Source organism: Streptomyces sp. (assembly GCF_019510245.1).
Lineage (GTDB): Bacteria > Actinomycetota > Actinomycetes > Streptomycetales > Streptomycetaceae > Streptomyces.
Genome location: NZ_JAEKKT010000051.1, coordinates 1 through 20,463, shown reverse-complemented (window position 1 = coordinate 20,463; position 20,463 = coordinate 1). Strand labels below are relative to the sequence as shown.

Annotated in this window: 19 protein-coding genes and 3 pseudogenes; 8 read left to right on the top strand and 14 right to left on the bottom strand. The window is 69.4% G+C overall.

What is annotated here, in order from left to right:
• From JF597_RS02125 to JF597_RS02110, 4 genes are all read left to right on the top strand, one after another.
• On the top strand, positions 1-2,027 hold a 2,027-nt coding region (locus JF597_RS02125; protein ID WP_293987804.1), incomplete at its 5' end, for a beta-galactosidase.
• A gap of 97 nt (positions 2,028-2,124) precedes the next feature.
• The gene (locus tag JF597_RS02120; protein ID WP_293987801.1) at positions 2,125-3,540 is read left to right on the top strand and encodes a cellulase family glycosylhydrolase; all 1,416 of its coding nucleotides are present in this window, start codon (positions 2,125-2,127) and stop codon (positions 3,538-3,540) included.
• A 179-nt stretch (positions 3,541-3,719) separates the two neighbouring features.
• The gene (locus JF597_RS02115) at positions 3,720-4,448 is read left to right on the top strand and encodes a TetR/AcrR family transcriptional regulator (RefSeq protein ID WP_293987799.1); all 729 of its coding nucleotides are present in this window, start codon (positions 3,720-3,722) and stop codon (positions 4,446-4,448) included.
• A gap of 336 nt (positions 4,449-4,784) precedes the next feature.
• Positions 4,785-5,531 (top strand): SDR family oxidoreductase, encoded by a 747-nt coding sequence (locus JF597_RS02110; protein ID WP_293987796.1) that lies wholly within the window; start codon positions 4,785-4,787, stop codon positions 5,529-5,531.
• 182 nt (positions 5,532-5,713) lie between these two features.
• Here the strand turns inward: JF597_RS02110 and JF597_RS02105 are convergent.
• From JF597_RS02105 to JF597_RS02085, 5 genes and pseudogenes are all read right to left on the bottom strand, one after another.
• Positions 5,714-5,824: pseudogene (locus JF597_RS02105) on the bottom strand (IS5/IS1182 family transposase); the annotation flags it as partial.
• 194 nt (positions 5,825-6,018) lie between these two features.
• Positions 6,019-6,283: pseudogene (locus JF597_RS02100) on the bottom strand (2Fe-2S iron-sulfur cluster-binding protein); the annotation flags it as partial.
• An 83-nt stretch (positions 6,284-6,366) separates the two neighbouring features.
• Entirely contained in the window at positions 6,367-7,521 is a 1,155-nt protein-coding gene (locus JF597_RS02095) for an NAD(P)/FAD-dependent oxidoreductase (protein ID WP_293987793.1), read from the bottom strand.
• On the bottom strand, positions 7,518-7,712 hold the full coding sequence (locus JF597_RS02090; protein ID WP_293987790.1) for a ferredoxin: 195 nt from the start codon (positions 7,710-7,712) through the stop codon (positions 7,518-7,520). The genes JF597_RS02095 and JF597_RS02090 overlap by 4 nt, the downstream gene beginning before the upstream one ends.
• Position 7,713: 1 nt before the next feature.
• A complete protein-coding gene (locus tag JF597_RS02085) occupies positions 7,714-8,910 on the bottom strand; it encodes a cytochrome P450 (RefSeq protein ID WP_293987787.1) in 1,197 nt (398 codons plus the stop codon).
• Positions 8,911-9,110: 200 nt separating this feature from the next.
• Between JF597_RS02085 and JF597_RS02080 the strand changes: the two genes are divergently transcribed.
• Positions 9,111-9,761, top strand: a complete 651-nt coding sequence (locus JF597_RS02080; protein ID WP_293987784.1) for a TetR/AcrR family transcriptional regulator — start codon at positions 9,111-9,113, stop codon at positions 9,759-9,761.
• Here the strand turns inward: JF597_RS02080 and JF597_RS55430 are convergent.
• From JF597_RS55430 to JF597_RS02045, 8 genes and pseudogenes are all read right to left on the bottom strand, one after another.
• Positions 9,665-9,991, bottom strand: coding sequence for an aldehyde dehydrogenase family protein (locus JF597_RS55430; protein ID WP_366916368.1), 327 nt, complete (start codon positions 9,989-9,991; stop codon positions 9,665-9,667). The two genes, JF597_RS02080 and JF597_RS55430, sit on opposite strands and share 97 nt — an antisense overlap.
• An 86-nt stretch (positions 9,992-10,077) precedes the next feature.
• Positions 10,078-10,368 (bottom strand): annotated as a pseudogene (locus JF597_RS55425) (aldehyde dehydrogenase family protein); the annotation flags it as partial.
• A gap of 304 nt (positions 10,369-10,672) precedes the next feature.
• A complete protein-coding gene (locus tag JF597_RS02070; RefSeq protein ID WP_293987778.1) occupies positions 10,673-12,277 on the bottom strand; it encodes an MDR family MFS transporter in 1,605 nt (534 codons plus the stop codon).
• A 392-nt stretch (positions 12,278-12,669) separates the two neighbouring features.
• Positions 12,670-13,563 (bottom strand): oxidoreductase, encoded by an 894-nt coding sequence (locus tag JF597_RS02065; protein WP_293987775.1) that lies wholly within the window; start codon positions 13,561-13,563, stop codon positions 12,670-12,672.
• 114 nt (positions 13,564-13,677) lie between these two features.
• The gene (locus tag JF597_RS02060; RefSeq protein ID WP_293987772.1) at positions 13,678-14,436 is read right to left on the bottom strand and encodes an IclR family transcriptional regulator; all 759 of its coding nucleotides are present in this window, start codon (positions 14,434-14,436) and stop codon (positions 13,678-13,680) included.
• A gap of 18 nt (positions 14,437-14,454) precedes the next feature.
• Positions 14,455-14,664, bottom strand: coding sequence for a hypothetical protein (locus JF597_RS02055; RefSeq protein WP_293987769.1), 210 nt, complete (start codon positions 14,662-14,664; stop codon positions 14,455-14,457).
• A 217-nt stretch (positions 14,665-14,881) separates the two neighbouring features.
• Entirely contained in the window at positions 14,882-16,027 is a 1,146-nt protein-coding gene (locus JF597_RS02050) for an NAD(P)/FAD-dependent oxidoreductase (RefSeq protein ID WP_293987766.1), read from the bottom strand.
• Positions 16,024-16,218 (bottom strand): ferredoxin, encoded by a 195-nt coding sequence (locus tag JF597_RS02045; RefSeq protein WP_030662960.1) that lies wholly within the window; start codon positions 16,216-16,218, stop codon positions 16,024-16,026. The genes JF597_RS02050 and JF597_RS02045 overlap by 4 nt, the downstream gene beginning before the upstream one ends.
• Before the next feature lie 800 nt (positions 16,219-17,018).
• Between JF597_RS02045 and JF597_RS02040 the strand changes: the two genes are divergently transcribed.
• The 3 genes from JF597_RS02040 to JF597_RS02030 all read left to right on the top strand — a co-directional run bounded on the left by JF597_RS02040 (position 17,019) and on the right by JF597_RS02030 (position 19,806).
• On the top strand, positions 17,019-17,441 hold the full coding sequence (locus JF597_RS02040; RefSeq protein ID WP_293987760.1) for a heme-binding protein: 423 nt from the start codon (positions 17,019-17,021) through the stop codon (positions 17,439-17,441).
• A gap of 110 nt (positions 17,442-17,551) precedes the next feature.
• Positions 17,552-18,769 carry an alpha-hydroxy acid oxidase gene (locus JF597_RS02035; protein WP_366916369.1) on the top strand — a complete coding sequence of 406 codons (1,218 nt, stop codon included), beginning with the start codon at positions 17,552-17,554 and terminating at the stop codon, positions 18,767-18,769.
• A gap of 275 nt (positions 18,770-19,044) precedes the next feature.
• Entirely contained in the window at positions 19,045-19,806 is a 762-nt protein-coding gene (locus tag JF597_RS02030) for a dienelactone hydrolase family protein (protein ID WP_293987754.1), read from the top strand.
• Positions 19,807-19,975: 169 nt separating this feature from the next.
• On the opposite strand, the gene JF597_RS02025 is transcribed toward JF597_RS02030, so the two are convergent.
• On the bottom strand, positions 19,976-20,463 hold a 488-nt coding region (locus tag JF597_RS02025), incomplete at its 5' end, for a cytochrome P450 (RefSeq protein ID WP_293987751.1).

Here is a 20,463-nt window from a genome sequence, read left to right as displayed (position 1 = left end):
ACTTCACCGTCATCCGGGTCGGCGAGTCGGTCTGGTCGACCTGGGAGCCGGAGAACGGAACGTTCGACCTCGACTGGCTTCAGCCCGTCCTCGACGGCGCCCGGGAACGCGGGATCTCCGTCATCCTGGGCACACCGACCTACGCGGTCCCGCCGTGGCTGGCCCGGCAGTACCCGGAGATCTGCGGCGAACGGGCCACCGGTCAGCGCATCGGCTGGGGAGCCCGTCAGGAGGTCGACTACACCCACCCCGCCTTCCTCTTCCATGCCGAACGCGTCATTCGCCGCATCCTCGACCGTTACGCCCGCCACCCCGCGGTCATCGGCTTCCAGGTGGACAACGAGCCCGGCCTGGAGCTCTTCCACAACCATGGTGTCTTCCAGCGCTTCACCGACCACCTGCGCCACAAGTACGGCGACGTCGAGACCCTCAACCGGGAGTGGGGTCTGGTCTACTGGTCGCACCGCCTGACCACCTGGGCCGACCTGTGGGCGCCGGACGGCAACACCCAGCCGCAGTACGACGTCGCCTGGCGGGAGTTCCAGGCCAGGCAGACCACCGAGTTCATCGCCTGGCAGGCGGGCATCACCCGCGAGTACGCCCTCCCCGAGCAGTTCGTCACCACCTGCGTCTCCTATCCCCGCCCGGGGGTGGAGGACCACGAGCTCAACGCGGACCTGGACATCGCCGCGGGCAACCCGTACTACGCCATGCAGGACGCCCTGCTGCTGCCCGACGAGCGCGAGGCCGAGCACAACAAGACCACCGGCGCCTGGTCGATATCCCAGATCGCGGACCGGATGTACTCCTCCCGCCAGGCCCCCTTCCTGGTCACCGAGACCAACGCGGCCACCATCGGCGGCCCCTGGGACAACCGCCCCGCCTACGACGGCCAGTGGCGGCAGGCCGCATGGATGCTGGTGGCGCGCGGGGCGCGGATGATCGAGTACTGGCACTGGCACACCCTGCACTTCGGCGCCGAGACCTACGTGGGCGGCATCCTCCCGCACAGCGGCAGGCCTGGCCGCGTGTACGGCGAACTGGCCCGCCTGGGAGGCGAGTTCGAAACCGCGGGCCCGCTGGTCGCAGGCATCGAGCCGGACGCCGACATCACCATGGTGTACTCGACGCCCAGCAAGTGGCTGATGCAGACGTACCCGCCCCTGGCGAAGCGGAACGGCGAACCCGATCCGGCCGCCTACCACGGCATCCTCGATCCCTTCTACCGCGGCGCCTTCGACGCGGGCCGCCAGGTCCGCATGGTGCACGCCCGGCAGCTGCACGACCCGCGCGGCGATGCCCCCGGCCCAAGCCCCGAGGATGCCGTGCGCCTCCATCCGGTCCTCGTCGTCCCGGCGCTGTACGTGACTGACGACGGGACACTGGACTGGCTCGCGGCTTACGCGCACGCGGGCGGCCACCTGGTCCTCGGACCGCGGACCGGCTACGCCGACCACGAGGCACGGGCCCGCCAGGAACCGGCTCCGGGACGACTCACCACGGCCGCCGGGGTCCAGTACGAGGAGTTCAGCAACCTGGTGCGGGACATCCCGCTGCGCGCGGTGCCCGGCAGCCCGCTGGAGCTGCCGGAGCAGGCGACGGCCACGCGCTGGGTCGACGGACTCACCGCCCTGGACGCCGAGGTGCTCGCCGCGTACGACCACCCGCACTTCGGCCGCTGGCCCGCCGTCACCACCCGCCACCATGGCGCGGGCCGGGTCACCTGCGTCGGCACGGTTCCCGGCCGCGACCTCGCCAGGGCACTCGCCGCCTGGCTGGCACCCGTCCCGTGCAGCGGCTGGCGGAACCTGCCGCCGTCGGTCACTGCCACCACCGGGACCTCGCCCGACGGCCGCCGCGTCCACGTCGTCCACAACTGGAGCTGGGACCCCATGGACGTCACTTCACCGGTGGCACTCTCCGACGTGCTCGACGGCACCTCCGCACCCGCCGGCACAGCACTGCGACTCGGTGCCTGGGACGTGCGGATCTTCGTCACCGCCGACGAGGAGACGCCCTCGGCCTGAGACAGCTGCCCCTCCTGACGCCCCTCCCCTGGCCCGGGGACCGAGGCCGGCCTCGACGAAACCCCGCCCGTCACCACACCACGAAGGGACCGCCTCAATGGCCTCCGACCTCAGCACTCCGGCCTCCCACCGCAATCCCCCTGACCCCCTGCTGAAGGTCTCCGGCACCCGGCTCGAAACCCGGGACGGCACCCCGGTCCGGCTCCGTGGCGCCGGACTCGGCGGCTGGATGAACATGGAGAACTTCATCACCGGCTACCCCTCCAATGAATCCGCCATGCGTTCCGCGGTACGGGAGGTCCTGGGTGAGCGCCGGTATCAGCTGTTCTTCGACCGGCTGCTGACCGTCTTCTTCGACGAGGCCGACGCCGCGCTGCTCGCCTCCAAGGGCGTCAACTGCCTGCGCCTGCCGGTGAACTACCGCCACTTCGAGGACGACGCCCACCCGCTGGAGATCCGCGAGGAAGGCTTCGCACAACTCGATCGCGTGGTGGAACTGTGCGGACGACACGGCATCTACACCGTCATCGACCTGCACTCCCTGCCCGGCGCCCAGAACCACCAATGGCATTCCGACAACCCCACCCACCTGCCGTCCTTCTGGGACCACCGGCACTTCCAGGACCGGGTCGTGCACCTGTGGGAGGTCATGGCCGAACGGTACAAGGACAACCCCTGGGTGGCCGGATACAACCCGATCAACGAGCCCGCCGACGAGTCCGGGCACGTGCTGCCCGCCTTCTACGACCGCCTCGTCGCAGCCATTCGCTCGATCGATCCACACCACATCCTCTTCCTCGACGGCAATCGCTACTCCACCGAGTTCGACCTCTTCGGCGAACCCATCGAGAACACCGTCTACACCTGCCACGACTACGCGCGCGCCGGCTTCGCCCGCACTGGCGGCTACCCCGGTCGCACGGACGGGATCTGGGTCGACAAGGAGCACGTCGAGGACGTATTCCTGCGCCGCACCGCGTACATGCGCAAGACCGGCACCCCCATCTGGATCGGCGAGTTCGGCCCGGTGTACACCGGCGACCCGGCGCGGGACGAACAGTGCGCGCAGTTGCTCGCCGACCAGTTGGAGATCTACCGTCGGCACGAGGCCAGTTGGTCGATCTGGACGTACAAGGACGTCGGCCTCCAAGGACTTGTCCACCTTGCCCCGGGCAGCCCGTACCAGCGCCATTTCGCCGAGTTCATGGCGAAGAAACACCGCCTGGGCGCCGAGGCCTGGGGTTCCCCGGACGGCGACATCCGCGAGGCGGCCAAGCCGCTCGAACAGCTTGTCGCCGACGAGTTCCCGGGCTTCTCTCCGTACCCGTTCGGTACCCGCCAGTGGATCGAGATCATCGTCCGGCACATCCTGCTCGGCCAGCCGCTGGTCCAGGAGTACGCCGAACTCTTCCGAGGCCTCGGTGACGACGACGTGCTCGCGCTGGCCGACTCCTTCGCGCTGGAACACTGCGTGCGGCGCGACTGGCTCCTGGACGCGCTCGCGAACGGATGACGCACTACCGTTCACCAAAAGCCAACCATGTGGTGACGCGCGCAAACGGTTCAACGTCAACGCCATCCGCACCTTGCACCACACCAACGACCCGCCCCGTGCGCGACGGGCACCGCGCGCGTCACGCGAACCGCCGCTGCTCGGGCAGGCGGAGCCGAAAGCAGGGCTATATTCAAAAGGTGATCGACAAGGACGAGCACACTCCTGAGTCCGCGGGGGAGCGGAAGCGCCATCGGCGCTCGGCCGATCCCCGTCGCCGGCACGATCCGGAACGCACCCGCCAGAGCATCATGGAGGCGGCGAACGAGGAGTTCGGCAAGCACGGCTTCAAGGGGGCACGTGTCGAGCGAATCGCCGCCGCGGCTGGAGTGAACCACTCGCTGATCACCTATCATTTCGGCAGCAAGAAGGGCCTGTACGACGCCCTCACCGAGCGCTGGATCACCAAGGGCGCGACCATGATGGGTGGCGCGGAGCCGTTCGCCGAGATCGTCCGGGACTACGTGCGCTGGGAACACGACGACAAGGTGCCGATCGTCCGTACGCTGGTCCGTGCCGAACTCGACGGCAAACCCCCACCTCCCGAGGCATGGGCGAACCGTCTGCTCGACGTCGTCGCCGAAACCCGGAAAAGGCAGGGCAAGGGAGAGATCCGCGCCGATCTCGATGCCGGCGCGTTGACGCTCGCGTTCTTCGCCGCGGCGATCGCACCGGAAGTGCTGCCGCAGTTGGCTGCCGCCGTCACCGGTGAGGATCCTTCCTCACCCGAGTTTCTCGACCGCTACGCCGAGCAGTTGGCGCGCGTGCTCTACGCGCTCGCCGAAGCGCCCCGAGGAGGGGCCGCGGAGTCGGATGATCCCCGTGGGGGCATCGATGAGGCGCAGGACGAGGATCAGCCCAGCAGCTGAAGGGGCCTCGGCTGGACACAGGTCGGCTGGGCCGCCACGCGTCCGTGCGCCACCCCGCTGCGCGCGCCGACGCACGCGTGGGCGACGCGTGCGGGAGGCCTTTTCGTTGAACGGAATCCCCCGTATCGCCGCGACTGGGAGCCGGGCACTATGGCCGGTCAGAGAACTGCGCCGCGGTCCGGCTGCAGGGGCCAGGGGCATCGTTCGCCGTGCGGACGGCGCTCGGCCTCTCCCGCAGCCGAAGCCGAGGTGGCCGTGGGGGATTGGTCGAGGGGCCGGGAGCGGCTGGGCGGGCAACGCTCGCGGACCTCCGGCCCGCGAAGAAGGAGTTGTGTCATGGCGGGACGTCTGGCGGGAAGAATTGCCGTGGTGACCGGCGGTAGTGCCGGGATCGGTCAGGAGATCGCCCGGAAGCTGTCGTCCGAGGGCGCCGACATCGCGGTCGCCGACGTGGACGCCGCGAACGATACGCAGGGGCTTGTCGAGGGGAACGGCCGCCGGTTCTTCAGCACGAAAGTCGACGTCTCCGACGAGGGCCAGGTGAATGCGTTCGCCGCGGAGGTCCGGTATGCGCTGGGCCGGGTCGACATCGTCGTGAACAACGCGGGCATCGTGCCCTTCGCCGACATCGACGACGTGACGTTCGAGCAGTGGAACCAGACTTTCGCGGTCAACGTGAACGGGGCCTTCCTGACAGTCAAGGCTTTTCTCGATGACCTCAAGCAGTCCCACGCCGGTCGAGTGATCAACATAACGTCCGGGAGTTACTGGGTGAGCCCGCCGCCGTTCGTCGCGTACGTCTCTTCAAAGGGCGCCCTCAATGGGCTCACCTATGTGCTGGCGGCGAATCTGGCGAAACACGATGTCACGGTCAACGCGGTCGCCCCCAGTCTGGTCCCGACCGCCAAGGCACTGGAGAGTGCCGGCGAGGGCTTCTTCGACATGACCGTACAGATGCAGAATCTGAAGCGGCGCCAGACGCCGGCGGACGTCGCCAACACGGTCGCCTTCCTCGCCACCGACGAAGCCGCATTCATCACGGGCCAGATCCTCGCCGTCGACGGAGGACTCACGCGCCGTTGACGGCACGCTCTCGGACGGAACGCGTCCGCAAACCAAGTGCTGAAACGGCGGTCCGCCGGACGCCCGGGCGGCCCAGCCTCAGCGGCAGCGCCCCAGGCGTCTTGTGGCCAGGGTTTGCAGTTGACCCTTGACCACTTCTTCAGCTGGGCGCTGACCGCCTGGAGGGGATGGACGTCAGGCAAGGCTTCGTGGACGTCGTCGCGGATCTCCCAGCGGATGCGCAGCCGGCGGAACCAGTGCAGGAGCGCGAAGCTCTGCTCGACGACCCACCGGTGAACACCCGGGCCGGAGCCAGCTCGGTGCCACGTGGGGCGATGACCCGGGTGACTTTGAGGGCCCGGATGTGAATCTTCTTCCAGAGGGAGATGGGGAAGGCGGCGAAGGCGGGCAGGTCGTCCTTGGCGTCCAGGAGCATGTGCCTGACCTTGGGGAACTGCTGCCCGAGCATGTCGGTCGTTCGCATCGAGCTGGTGATGGACGGCTTCGGTACGTCGGTGGTGACCGCGCTCGGCCGGCCCGCCGCCTGCTCCTCGACCACCGCCACAGCCGAGCAGGTCTGGCCGGGAGTGCGGTAGCCGCGCTGATAGCCGTCGAGGTCGAGGAACGCCGTCTGCACCGGATGCAGGCGGTCGCCGTCGGCCCACCCCGTCGATGGTGGTGATCCCGCGCCCGTCGGCGGCCACCGTGAGGCAGAGGCAGGAGACGGTCCTGTGGCCGTCGACCAGAACAGTGCAGGCACCGCATTGCCCCTGGCCCACCGATGCGTTTCGGATCTGCGTGAACAGCTGACCATCACTCCAGCCGCTGACCGTCGACCATCCGGCAGGGAGACGAATCAGGTGGTGGATCCGAAGACAGGGCGATGCCGAGTCGTGCGGGCGGCGGGGACGCCGGCGCCGAGCCGCTTGAGTTTGATGACGGGGAGGCGGTGGTTGACCGCGACGGCTGTGGTCGTGCCTCCGTCATTCCGCCACCTCAGCAGCGCGCTGCGCTCATTCACCGAGCCGGCGAGGACTTCGGGGGTCCCGGTGAGCGGTAGTTCGCCGCTGATCTTGATGTCGAGCCCGGACTGCTCGGTCCAGAAGTACGGGTCGGGTTGGTAGGGCCGGGCCGACGCGCCGTGCAGCAGGCCGGCCGCGGCCGCCCGGCCCTGCTCAACCGCGTTGGTCCAGTGCGGAGTTCGGCGTCCATGCCGGGACACGACGTCCCCGGCGGCCACCACGCCCGGAGCGACGCGGCAGCACGCGTCGGCGACGAGGCCGCCGCCGGCGTCCAGGGGCAGGCTGGAGTCCTTCAGCCAGTCGGTGTTCGGTACGTCTCCGGCCGCGCACACGATCACGTCGGCTTCGAGGACCCGCTCGCCACAGCGCACGCGGTGTTCGCCCAGGACGTCGACGCCGTCCGGCGCGACCTGGACACGTATGCCGTGATCCCGCGCGGCCGCGACGGCGAGATCGGCCAGCCATGGTCCGAGGAGCCTGAGCAACGGCGTGACGAGGTCGACCACCGTGACGTCCAGGCCCAGGGCGCGGCAGGTCGTGGCGATCTCCATGCCGAGGAAGCCGCCGCCCAGCACGATGGCGCTGCGGGCGCCGGCAAGCCGGGAGGCGAGGGCCGAGGCGTCATCCAGGGTGCGCAGCGCCAGATCGTCGCGGCCGGTCAGACGACGGGCCCGGGCACCGGTGGCGACGACCAGCCCGTCGTACGGCACCCGCGTGCCGTCGGTCAGCGTCACCGCACGGCCGCGGACGTCCAGCTGTACGGCCCGTGCCCCGGTGCGGAACTCGATGTCCTCGCCCGGAGGGGGAAGCAGGGCCGATTCCGCGGGTGCCCGGCCGGCGAGGACGCCCTTGGACAACGGGACCCGCGAGTAGGGCTGGTGAGGCTCGTCGGACAGGACGGCCACCTGTCCGTCGAACCCCTCCGTCCGCAGGCTCTCCGCCGCCGTCAGCGCGGCGATGGACCCGCCGACCACGACGATCCGCTTCACGACTGGACCTTCAGGGCCGCGACGGGGCAGACCCGTACTGCGGCGGCGACGGCGCTCTCGCGCTCCGGGGCCACATCCTCGTGGGTCACGTGCAGTTCTCCCTCGTCGTCGAGCCGGAATACGTCGGGCGCGGTCTGCTCACACAGTCCGTGGCCCTCGCAACGGTCGAAGTCCACCACGATCCTGGACATCTCACTTCCCTTCCGCGCGTACCGTGACGGGGAGCGACGCCAGGCCCCTGATCACGTTGTTGAGCTTGCGGACCGGCTCGCCCGCGAGCTCGATCGACGACGCACGCCGCACCAGCGCGCCGAGCACCGCCTGCGCCTCCAGGCGGGCCAGCCCCTGCCCGGCGCAGCCGTGGACGCCGTAGCCGAAGCCGACGTGGTCGACCGGGTTGCGGCGGACGAGGAACTCCTCGGGGCGCTCCCACTTGCGTTCGTCCCGGTTGGCCGAGGCCCAGGACAGCAGGACCTTGGTGTCGGCGGGGATGGAGATGCCCTCGATGTCCACCGGCTGGGTGGTGCGCCGGAAGAAGCCCTGCGCGGGGGATTCCAGCCGCAGTGACTCCTCGAACGCCGGTCCGAGGAGTGCCGGTTCCGCGCGCACCTCCTGGTATGCCTCGGGATGCTGGGCGAAGAGGAGGATCGTGTTGCCGATGCCATTGATGGTGGTGTCCATGCTCGCGACCACGTACGCGGACAACAGGGGCACCACGGAGGCCGGCTCGATTTCTCCGCGGTCCGCGGCCTGGTAGACGGCGGCGGCCCAGCCGTCCGGGCGGAGGTTCTCCGGCACCATCACCGTGTTCAGGTACTCGAACATCTGGCCGATGAAGGGAAGGGACGCCTGAGCGCGGGCGTTGAACGGGCCGAAGGTGTTGAACGCCGCGTCCGCGAACGACAGCAGCGGGCCCCTCGCTTCCTCGGCGAGCCCGATCAGGTCGGCGACCACGGTCACCGGGAACACCGCGGCAAGATCCGCCACGGCATCGAAATCACCCTTGGCCACGGCGCGGGCGACGAGGTCGTCCGCGAGGTCGGCGATCCGGGTCCGTAGCTTGGCCAGGGCCTTGGGGGCGAGCTTGTCGGACAGCACCGCCCGAAGCCGGGTGTGGTCCGGTGGGTCGCTGGCCAGCACGCTTCCCTTCATCGGGGCGTTGAACTGGTCCTCGTAGCCGACACCCTGCGCGGACGAGAAACGTTCGTGGTCGGCCAGGGCCGCGCGGACATGGTCGTAGCGGGGGAGGACCCATGCGTCGTAGGCGGTCAGCCGTACCGCGGGGCCGGCTTCCCGGAGCCGGCGGAGAGCCGGGTACGGATCGTGCAACACCTCGTCGGAGAACAGGTCGACGTCGGAGGTGGGCACAGGCAAGGTCGCATGCGTCACAGCGGACTCTCCTTTGAGTGTTGTCGAGCCTGCGGCCAGGTGAGTGTGGTTCTCGCATCCCCGAGAGGGGAAAACCGTAGTGTGCACTACGATTAGCGGGAAGCATCCGACTCACGGTGGGGCGCTGTCAATGGTTGCGCCGAGGTTTCCACGGCGTATCGGCAAGCCGGATGTCGGCGATTCACGGAGACAATGGCGGGGTGACAGCCACGGACAGGAACAGCGAGCTCGCCATACGTCCGCCGCGACAGGAACGGACCCGGCAGGCATGGACCCGGATCCTTGAGGCGGGTGCCGCGATCATCGAGGAGGGCGGGTACGAGGCTTTCACCATCGCGGCCGTCTGCGAGCGCGCCAAGGTCGCCCCACGGGCCATCTACGACCGTACGACCAGCAAGGAGGCCCTCTTCCTCGCTGTCTACGAGCACGGTCTCAGCCGCATCCGCGCCGACGAGGAGGTCTTCGACCGCGAGGAGCGCTGGGCCGGCCTCGACGCGCGCACGCTGGTGGCCGAGGCCGTCGCCGAATTCGCCGGGATCTTCGAGCGCCACGCGGCGTTCCTCAAGCCGATGGTGCTGCTCAGCGGCGCCCACTCGGAGGTCTACCGCCGGGCCCGTGCCTACACCGCGCAGATGGCGGACCGGTTCACCGCTGTGGTCCTCGGCGCCGCGCACGAGATCACGCACCCCGATCCCGAAACGGCCGTGCGCCTCTGCTTCAGCACGGTCTTCGCCTCACTCATGATGCGGGTCGGCTACGGCCCGGACTTCGCCGCTCCCGCCGCCGACACCGACGCCTTCGTGCGACACCTCACCCAGACAGCGGTGCGGTACCTGTTCGACGGCGAGTGAGTCGCCCGGCGGCGGCGCGGGTGCGCCACCTGCCAAGTCCGGCGGGACGGCACGCACACTGCGGTGCCCTTCGACATGAAGCGGACGCTCGCCATCGCCTTGGCACCTCGCGCTGCCTCGACGACCTTACGGCCGGTGGCGGTGCCGCCGGTGAACACCACCTTCCGCACCAGCGGGTGGCCGCACAGGGCAGCCCCGACATCGCCCTCGCCGTGGACCACGTTGAGCACACCGGGGGCAGAGTGGCCGCGGTCTTGTACAGGACCAAGGTCGGGGCGGCCGGGGCGAACGGCGAGGGTTTGAGCACGAGGGTGTTGCCGGTGGCCAGCGCGGGCGCCAGCCTCATCATCGTCAGGACCACGGGCATGTTCCACGGCACGATCGCCGCCGTGACACCCCGGGGACCTTCTCCACGCTGATGAAGCTCTGCTTGTCGTCGAACTGGACGGGGCGGCGGAATTCCTCGACCTGGCTCGCCGTGTACTGGCAGCACTCCGGTACCGAGTGCGAAGTCGGTCTGCGCTTCCCCGAGCACACCGCCGTGTTCACGCACGAGCAACGGGGCGAGTTCGTCGGTGCTGCCCGCGAGGAGCTCCGCGGCGGCCAGCAGTTTCTGGACGCGCTCGGCGACGGGCGTGTCGCGCCAGCCGGGGAAGGGCTTGGAGCGCCGCCAGGAGAGGACGGAGGAACGAAGGGCTGATGCGACTGCGAAGAAGTCTGCGGACGGCGTGGCGGTGCTGAGGCAGAGGAGCGCGGCGTAGCCGGGACGAGCGTCGCAGAGCCGTGGCAGCCATCCCCCTTGCCCCGCACGGTGGGGGCAGGCCTGGTAGGCCCGCCCTCACGGCTCTCACCCGGGGGATTCCTTCGACAGCCGCCCGTACCGGGGCCGTTCTCCGGCTGACGCAAGCCGATCAGTGACCTGTCGGGGTCGGCGCCTCAGCCTTGTCCGGGTCGGTCTCACCGGGCTGAGCGGCCGGCGTCGCATCGGGGTCGTTGTCGTCGGCGAGCTTCTTCTCCGGGAGGATGAAGGCGAGCACGAGGCCGACGAAGAACACCGGGACAAGGTAGCGGAATACCGGTGTCAGGGCGTGCTGGTAGGCCAGGACGACCGCGTCCTCGATCTTGCCCGGCAGGGAGTGGACCAGGGCCGGGGTGAGCGAGTGGGTGTCGCCGACGGTCTTGGTGGCGTCGGCGGGGAGGCGGTCGCTGAGCTGGTTGGTGAGACGGTGGGCGAACAGTGAGCCGACGGACGCGGTGCCGAGGGTGGAGCCGATCTCCCGGAAGAAGTTGTTGGCGGAGGTCGCGGTGCCCACGGCGGAGGCGGGGAAGTCGTTCTGCACGGCCAGGGTCAGGGGCTGCATTGTCAGTCCGACACCGGCGCCCAGCAGGAATACGTAGACGCAGACCAGGACGAGTGAGGTCTCGGTGTCCAGGGTCGACATCAGCAGCGCGGCGACGCACACGAGGACCGCGCCGACGATCGGGAAGATCTTGTAGCGCCCGGTGCTGCTCATCAGCCGTCCGGACGGGACGGAGGCGGCCAGCATGCCGAGGACCATGGGGATGAGCAGCAGCCCGGACTCGGTCGCGCTGACGCCGTAGACCATCTGCAGGTATGTGGGCAGGTAGCCGATGATGGCGAACATGCCGATGCCGACGATCAGGAGTCCGATCAGGGTGGCGATGTTGAAGATCCGGCTGTGGAACAGCCAGAGCGGGATGATCGGCTCCGCGGCACGGCGCTGGGAGAGGAAGAACAGGATCCAGGTCAGCAGGCCTGCGGCGGCCAGGCCGATGATGAGCGGGTCGGACCAGGCGTACTCCGTGCCGCCCCAGGTGGTCACGAGTACGGTGCAGGTCACCGCGGCCGCCATGAGGGCGAAGCCGATGTAGTCGAAGGTGACCTCGGCGGCCCGGCGTGGCAGGCGTAGGGCGAACACGCCGATGACGAGGGCGACGGCGCCGACCGGCAGGTTGATCCAGAAGCACCAGCGCCAGCCGATGCCGTCGGTGAACCAGCCTCCGAGCAGCGGTCCGACGACGGAGGAGAGGCCGAAGACGGCACCGATCGGGGCCATGTATTTCGCGCGCTGCCGCGGCGGTACGAGATCGGCGATGACCGCCTGCGAGGTGATCATCAGTCCGCCGCCGCCCAGCCCCTGTACGGCGCGGCCGATGATCAGCATGGTCATGTCCTGCGCCGCGCCCGCGACCACGGAGCCGGCGAGGAAGAGGGAGATGCCGCTGAGGAACAGCGCCTTGTGGCCGATCAGGTCGCCGAGGCGGCCGTAGACGGGCATGGCGATGGTGGCCGCGAGGATGTACGCGGTGGTCACCCACGCCATGTGGTTCACGCCGTGCAGCTCGCCGACGATGGTCGGCAGCGCGGTGCTGACGATCGTCTGGTCGAGGGACCCGAGCAGCATCGCGGCGATGAGGGCGGAGAATATGAGGCCGAAGCGTCTGGGTGTGCCGGAGGAGTGCTCCGCCTCCACGGCCGGTGTCGAGTCACTCACGAAGGGCTCCAAGCTGGATGAGTGGGGAGGAAGCAGGTGACGACCCGGCACGCACGCGTCGTTCAGCGGTTGCGGGTCTGGCCGTCACAGGTCAGTCGGGTGTGCAGAAGTTCCATGGAGCTTGGACGCACGGGAGCGGGGAGTCGTCACGTCAGGACCTTGTCGTAGCCGTGTTCCTGGGCCGACCGCAGAGCGACGACCTGGGTCTCGCGCTGTGTCCGCCGACGCCGACTGCCACCCAGATCCTCACTCGTGGAAGCCGGCGTGGCCGACCGGACACCGTCCACTCACCGTTCGCTGCGAGCGCCACCCCCGCAGCTGCCAGGCCATCGGTCACGACACGCCGACTGTTCTTGCGAGCGACTCGTCCACCTCACGGGACACATGCCTTCTTACCCGTCGGTGGATCGAGGCTCAGTACGCACGGCGAAGCTGGTGCCGGTCAGTTCTTCGGACAGCGTCCACAGCCGCCGCGCCGCCGCCGGGTCGCTCGCGGCCGCGGCTGGGCTGACCAGGGTCGGGCCGCCGCGCATCCCGGAGATCCCGTCCGGCCCCACGTAACTCGCACCGGGAAGATCCTGGGTCGCGGCGAAGAGTGTCGGCAGGGCACCGGCCTCGGCGTCCTGCGCCACCACCCGCATGAACAAGCGCAGCGCCGGATTCGGGGTGCGCTGCAGTTCTGTCGCCGCGAGGCCGGGATGCGCGGAGAGCGCGCGCACCGGTGATCCCGTCTCGCTGAGCCGCCGCTGCAACTCCAGCGTGAAGAGCAGGTTTGCCAGCTTGGACTGGCCGTATGCCCGCCGGGCGGTGTACGCGCCGCTGAGGTCCACGTTGTCGAAGTTGATTCCGTTCACCCACCGGTGCGCGGCGGCGGAGACCGTCACGACGCGGCCGGTGATGTGCGGCAGCAGCAGATTGGTGAGCGCGAAGTGGCCGAGATGGTTGGTGCCGAAATGCGTCTCGAAACCGTCCTTGGTGCGCCCCTGGGGCGCCATCATCACGCCCGCGTTGTTGATCAGCAGGTCCAGATCGCCGTCCCAGGACGCGGCGAACTGACGCACCGATGAGAGGTCGGCGAGGTCGACGTGGCGGACCTCATGGCTACCGGGGACCGTGGCCGCGGCCTTCCTGCCCTTGTCGAGGTCGCGGACGGCGAGCACCACGTGCGCGCCGGCCCTGCCCAGCGCCTGCGCCGTGGGGAGCCCCAGACCGGTGTTCGCGCCGGTGACGATCGCGGTGCGGCCGGCCAGGTCGGGCATCTGGCTGGTGGTCCAGGTGTTTTTCACAGGGCCGGCCCCACGGGAAATGGCGTAGTCCTTGTCACCCCGCGATTTTCGACCGGGCTCGCAGCCTGCCGCCAGCGAGCCTTCCGATCATCGAAATCCAGACCTCGAGGAACGTCAGGCGTTGGCCGGAAGGCGCCGTGAGATGGCATCGGCGGCCCTGCGTACCTCGGGTGCCAGCCGGTCGACCTGCTCCGCTTCCGGTGCCAGCAGGCCGAGGGCCGCGACGAAACGGCCCTCCGCGTCAAAGACGGGTGCGGCCACCGATGTCGTCCCGATCGTCAGTTCGCCCCGCGAGTATCCGACCTGTGAGACCCGCACCCCGGCCACCTCGGCTGCCAGCCGACCGGGACCGGCGATCGTCCGGGCGGTGTACCGGTGCAGCGACACGGCCCGCAGGACGGCGCGGACGTCCGGGGCATCGGAGTAGGCCAGGATCACCTTCCCCACGCCGGTGGCGTGAAGGGGGAGACCGCCGGCCACCTCCGCCACATTCACGATCGCCCGTGACCCGATGATCTTCTCGACGCACACGGCCTCGTGGTGGCCGGCGACGGCCAGTTGGACGACTGTGCGGGTATGGCCCGCGAGCGACTGCATGACCGGGCGCGCAGCGTGGCGCAGGTCTCGCTGTCGCGGTGCGGCGGAGCCGAGTTCCCACAGCCCGATCCCGATCTGCAGGCTGCCGTCCTCGTTCCGCTCCAGGGCGCCCTCGGCCATCAGCTCGCGGGTCAGCCGGTAGGCGGTCGCCGCCGGGATCCCCGACCGGCGCGCGAGTTCCGTGAGCGTCAGCGGGGTGGCGCTGCGCCGGCAGGCGTGCAGAATCGCGAAGACGCGGCTCGTGCTGCTGCGGCCCGGTTCATTTGCGATTGGCATGATTCCGCCGACGCCCTCTCAGATTGCCGATCCAAAGCCGCGGCGCCGGTGGTCGGCCCTGCAGGGCGCGGGCGCGACGGTGACGCGGATACGCCTCTCAGCACCGCCAGGGTTGTCCCGGCCGACGGTGACCTCGGTGCCGGGTCCGGCCTGCTGGCCGTAGATCGGGCGCAGCGCGGGCATCCGCAGGAAGCAGTAGCTGTACTTGCGCGACGTCGTGACCCCCACGAGCCGGCCGTCGGCCTCTCCCCGGTCCCCCCCCGCGAGGGCCGGGCTTGTCGGCCAGGACCGTCTCTCGTCCCATCAGCCCGTGCCCGGGGATCGCGGCGCGGCCCTCGGCCGTGATCTTTCGCGGGCCTCCGCGAGCCGGGCCGCGGGATCGGCATGGTGGGCGGGGTCGAGCGGATCGTAGGGGGCCAGGTGCGGAACAGTCATCGTCATGCCCTTACGTCTGAGTTGTCGCACGGACGCTTACGGGGATCGGCGCCGCTCCAGCTCCGAGGCGCTTGAGCTTGATGACAGGGAGTCGGTGGTTGACGGCCACGGCGGTTGCCGTACCTCCGTCATGGCGCCATCTCAGCAGCGCACTGCGGTCGTCCACCGATCCCGCGAGGACTTCGGGGGTTCCGGTGAGCGGGAGTTCACCGCTGATTTTGATATTGAGTCCCGAGTGCTCGGTCCAGTAGTAGAGGTCCGGCCGGTACGGGCGCGCCGACTCGCCGTGCAGCAGGCTTGCCGCGGCCATACGGCCTTGCTCAACGGCGTTGGTCCAGTGGGGAGTTCTATGGCCCTGGCGAGACACGACGTCTCCGGCGGCGACGATGCCGGGGGCGACGCGGCAGCAGGCGTCGGCGACGAGGCCGCCGCCCGAGTCGAGGGCCAGGTCGGCGTCCTCCAACCAGCCGGTGTTGGGCACATCACCGGCCGCACAGACGATCACGTCAGCCGTCAGGACCGACTCCCCGCAGCGCACGCGGTGTTCGTCGAGCACTTCGACGCCGTCCGGTGCGACCCGGACCCGTATGCCGTGGTCACGGGCGGCAGCGACGGCGAGATCGGCCAGCCACGGCCCGAGCAGCCTGAGCAGCGGCGGTACAAGGTCGACGACCGTGACCTTCAGGCCGAGGGCGCGGCAGGTCCCGGCGACCTCCATACCGAGGAAGCCACCGCCCAGCACGATCGCGCTGTGGGACGCGGCCAGCCGGGCGGCGAGGGCCGAGGCGTCGTCCAGGGTGCGCACCACCAGGTCGCTGTCACTGTTGAGGCGGCGTGCCCGGGCACCGGTGGCGATCACCAGCCCGTCGTACGGTATGTCGTTGCCGTCCGCTGTCGTCACCAGACGGCCCTGCGTGTCCAGCCGCACGGCCCGTGCTCCGGTACGGAACTCGATGTCCTCGCTCGGGAGCGGCAGCAGAGCCGACTCCACGGACTCACGGCCTGCCAGTACGCCTTTTGAGAGTGGGACGCGCGAGTAGGGCGGATGAGGCTCCTCGGAGAGTACGGTCACCTGGCCGTCGTACCCCTCGGCCCGCAGACTCTGCGCCGCCGTGACCGCGGCGATGGACCCACCGACCACGACGATCCGTTTCACGGCTGCACCGTCAACGCCGCGACGGGACACACCCGAACGGCGGCCGCGACGAGACTTTCGTGCTCCGCGTCCACCTCGTCACGCGTCAGGTGCAACTCGCCCTCGTCGTCGAGCCGAAACACCTCGGGCGCGGTCTGCTCACACAGCCCATGGCCCTCGCAGCGCTCGAAATCGACCACGATCCGGGTCATCTCACTGTCCTTCCATGTTTACGACGGGAAGCGAAACGGTGGCGGTCACACCACCGGGCTGGTTCGAGGCATGACGGCCTCGGACGCCGTGCCGCCCGCCGTGCGAGCTGCAGACGCGGTTCGATTGACGTCGAACGTGCGGGGGCTCTCCGTGCGGGAGTCGGGCGAGGAACCGCTCGATCGCACCGGAGAGGAGGATGGTGGTCCCCGCAGGGGCTGTCGGGCGGTCCTTGGCAGCCGCCCATCTGTGCCTGATCGGCAACGTAGCACCGAGATGTCGCTTCGATTAATACCCATGACAAAAGTTTGTCAGAGCGATTTCGCGGCGTCGGTGGCTCACGAGATCGAAGGAGCGGCGCCAAGGTGCCGGGGTAACGGTCACGGCCACCCGCACTTCGGGTCACCGGCTGTCCGGCTCGGCTCGGCCCGGCCCCAGACGTCACCACCGACAGTCACCCAGAGTTCTGACAAAATTTTGTCAGAGCTGCTCATCGAGGCGATTGGCGGTGTTACGTTGTTGGTGACGCGGAGGCGGGGTGGGCGATCAGGCCCTGCCTGACCGCGCCCGAGCCGTCTGTGCGTCGTCCTCGGAGAGCGTGCCGACCGCGGACTCTCGCCGTGAGCGCGAACCCAACCGCGTACTGATCGATGCGTCAGTGCATCAATGTCCCGGCCGGCCTCCGGCGGCTCCACGACAACGCCACCGTCACCGTCGGTGCCGAGACGTATGCGGCCTGACGGCCCGTCAGTGAACAGAAGGCCGGACGTGAATCCGGCGACGCCCTTGGAAAGGGAACGACATGAGGGAACCGCTGAGCTACGAGATCGCGCACCGGGCAGCCGAGGCGGTCCTCGCCGCGGCGCGTGCCGAGGGAGCCCGAGCCTGCGTCTCCGTGACCAACCGCAGCGGAGTCACGAAGGTCATACTCGCCGACGACGGCGCCGGAAAGATCGCGGTCGAGACCTCTCGGCTCAAGGCCTACACGTCCGCGGTGATGGGCGTGTCGACCGCCGACTTCGCCAAGTTCGCCGCCGAGCCGGTACTGCAGGGGTGCCCGCCCCATCTGGTGGACAGCCAGCTGCACCCGGTGCCGGGGGGATTCCCGATCGTCACGGACGACGGCGAAGTCATCGGCGGCATCGGGGTGGGCGGAGCCCATGGGGACGTCGACGCCCGCATCGTCAGCGAGGGGCTGAAGAGCATTGCCCACCTGCTGGTTTGAGGGATGACCGCAAGCGCGGCAGACAGTGATCAGGACTCGGGGGCCGGCGCATCGCACGTGATGCGCCCTGGACATGGTGACAGAAGGGATGAATCGCATTGACCGCCAAGATGCACCGTCGGTTGCCACGCCCAGCCGAGCTTCGTGAGCTGTTGCGCCCCGCTCCGATCCGGCTCAACGGGACGGAGAGGGGGCTGGCGCGAGCGGCCTCCATCGCCGACCTTCGCGCCCTCGCGCGACGACGGGCGCCCAGGGCGGTCTTCGATTTCGCCGACGGAGGGGCCGGCGTGGGTGAACTCGCACTGCGTCGAGCTCGTGACACGTTCCGGCGCCTCGAGTTCCATCCTTCGGCGCTCCGCGACGTCTCCCATGTGAGCGCGGAGACGATGATCCTCGGCAAGCCGTCCACTCAGCCGTTCGCGTTCGCTCCCACCGGTCTGACGCGCATGATGCACACCGGAGGGGAACGAGCCGTCGTCGCCGTCGCCGAGCAGGCCGGAATTCCCTACGCCCTCTCCATGATGGGCAGCACCTCGATCGAGGACACCGCGGCGGCCGGCCCTCAGGCGCGGAAGTGGTTCCAGCTGTTTCTTTGGCGTGATCGGGGCCGGGTCAAGGAACTGGTCGACCGTGCGGCCGCCGCTGGGTTCGACACGTTGATCCTCACCGTGGACACCCCGGTTGCCGGGACTCGGCTCAGGGACGTGCGCAACGGGCTCACCGTGCCGCAGCAGCTCACGTTGCGCACCTTCGTCAACGGAGCCCTTCATCCCCGCTACTGGTTCGACCTGCTGACCACCGAGCCACTCACCTTCGCCAACGTGGCTGCCTCCGAGGGCACGGTCGCCGACCAGATCGACCGTGTCTTCGATCCCGCCATAACGGTGGCCGACCTCGAGTGGCTCCGCGGCCACTGGCAGGGCAGCCTCGTGGTCAAGGGCATCCAGTCGGTGTCCGATGCCCAGAGGGTCGTCGACGCCGGAGCGGACGGTGTCGTGCTCTCCAGCCACGGCGGCCGACAGCTGGACCGCGCCCCCGTACCCGTCGAGTTGGTCCCGGCAGTGCGCGAGCGGCTGGACGGGCGGGCCGACATCCTGGTCGACAGCGGTATGACGACGGGGGCCGACATCGTGGCCGCCCTGGCGTTGGGCGCCGACGCCGCGCTGGTGGGTCGTGCCTTCCTCTACGGCCTGATGGCCGGCGGTCAGCGCGGCGTCGCTCGGGCCGTGGAGATCCTGTCGCGTGAGGTCGTCCAGACCATGGCACTGCTCGGGGTCAACAGCGTCACCGAACTACGCCCGGAACACGTTTCGATCCGCTTCCCCTGACCATTGGTGGGAGCGCCGGACGCGTGAGGACGACGAACGCGCCGGCCTTGCGGTCTCTCCTGGAGTGCCGCCCACGTTGCCACTGCGCTCCCGCTCGTCCGGTCCGACCGGCCGCACCCCCGCCGGCCGGCGCGACCGCCTCGCTCATCCGCTCCGTCCGGTCCGCCGCGTCACCGCCCGGCCCTGACGGGTCTGGTGGACGGCCTCCTTCGAGTCCCCAGAGCGCCCCACTGACTGAAGATTTCTTGTCAAGCTCGGTAGAGAGTAGTGAGAACATGGCCAACGAGATCAGTGCCCCCACCGCCCCCAGCGCAGCCGACGTGCCGTGTACCGGCGAGGACATCACCGTGGCCGGGCTGAACGCGTATCTGTCCCGCCCGCGCGAGGCCTCCACAGGAGGCATGCTGCTGCTGCCGTCGATCACCGGGATCTCCCCGCAGTTGCGCGAGTTCGCCGACGGCCTGGCCGCCGCCGGAGTCAACGCGTTGTCCTGGGACCTGTGGCGCGGTCGGCCCGGCAGCGATGACCCGGCAGAGATGGAGACCCAGTTTCAGTGGGCGTCGGAGCTGGATGACGAGTCCAGCCTGACTGAAATGGGCAAGCTGCTCGACCACATGTTTGACGAGCTGGGTTGCCGACAGGTCGGTGTGATCGGCTGGTGCATCGGCGGCCGGTTCGCGCTGCTTCTCGGCGGAAGCGACAGCCGGTTGGCGAACGTCGTCGCCTATCACCCCACCGTGCCGGGCTCCCCGGCACCGAACCACACCCTGGATGCCACCGAGTTCACTGCCCGGATCGCCGGGCCTGCCATGATTCTCTATCCGGGCGCGGACGAAGTGGTGCCGGTGGAGAGCTTTCATCGGCTGCAGGACGCCCTGAACTCGCGGACCACCGGGCCGAGCATCGCCCATGTCTACCCCGGAGCCGGGCACGGCTTCACAGCCCGCGCACTGCACGGCGACCCGGTCAACAAGGCGGCCACCGATCTGTCCTGGCCCCAGGTCGTCGCGTTCATCCGCGCCACCACCCTTGTCTGAGCGGACCCGTTCCCACGTCTTGCCGGTGTCCTCGGCAAGGATCGCCTGAACGAGCCCCCTTCCGCGGATCCGTGGAAGGGGGCTCGTTCATCGTCGGCCGTGGAACACGGCGGGGGCTCACCCCGCACAACTCCCGGCCGGGACAGCTCGCGGTCGGCCGTGGCGTCCGCTACCGGAACGCTCCCGACGTCACGGTGACGGGGAGACTTCCCAGGCCCCGGATGACATTGTTGAGGTGCCGTCGAGGCGGTCCGGCCAGATGGATCGCCTCCACATGATCCAGCAGCGCCGACAGGATCGCGGCGCCCTCCACCCGTGCCAGTCCCTGGCCGGCACAGGCGTGCACGCCGGAGCCGAACCCGACGTGGTCCCTCGGCTCTCTGCCGATGTCGAACGTGTCCGGCTCCGGCCACTTGCGCGGATCCCGGTTCGCCGAACCGAACAAGATCGCCACCTGAGCCCGCGGCGGGATCGTGACGCCGTCGATCTCGACCGCCCGCGTAGTGCGGCGGAAGAACGTCTGCACCGGTGACTCGAAACGCACGACCTCCTCGAAAGCGGAACGGAGCAACGTCCGGTCGGCGCGCAGGGCCGTCCAGGCGGTCGGGTGCTCGGCGAACAGCCACAGCGCGCTGCTGATCGCGTTGATCGTCGTGT

What these genes read in the sequence shown, in the direction of transcription:
- JF597_RS02060 (WP_293987772.1), bottom strand. Translation starts at nt 14,436, where the DNA reads ATGCCAATCGCAAATGAACCGGGCCGCAGCAGCACGAGCCGCGTCTTC.
- JF597_RS02090 (WP_293987790.1), bottom strand. Translation starts at nt 7,712, where the DNA reads ATGTCCAGGATCGTGGTGGACTTCGACCGTTGCGAGGGCCACGGACTG.
- JF597_RS02110 (WP_293987796.1), top strand. Translation starts at nt 4,785, where the DNA reads ATGGCGGGACGTCTGGCGGGAAGAATTGCCGTGGTGACCGGCGGTAGT.
- JF597_RS02040 (WP_293987760.1), top strand. Translation starts at nt 17,019, where the DNA reads ATGAGGGAACCGCTGAGCTACGAGATCGCGCACCGGGCAGCCGAGGCG.
- JF597_RS02120 (WP_293987801.1), top strand. Translation starts at nt 2,125, where the DNA reads ATGGCCTCCGACCTCAGCACTCCGGCCTCCCACCGCAATCCCCCTGAC.
- JF597_RS02035 (WP_366916369.1), top strand. Translation starts at nt 17,552, where the DNA reads ATGCACCGTCGGTTGCCACGCCCAGCCGAGCTTCGTGAGCTGTTGCGC.
- JF597_RS02030 (WP_293987754.1), top strand. Translation starts at nt 19,045, where the DNA reads ATGGCCAACGAGATCAGTGCCCCCACCGCCCCCAGCGCAGCCGACGTG.
- JF597_RS02045 (WP_030662960.1), bottom strand. Translation starts at nt 16,218, where the DNA reads ATGACCCGGATCGTGGTCGATTTCGAGCGCTGCGAGGGCCATGGGCTG.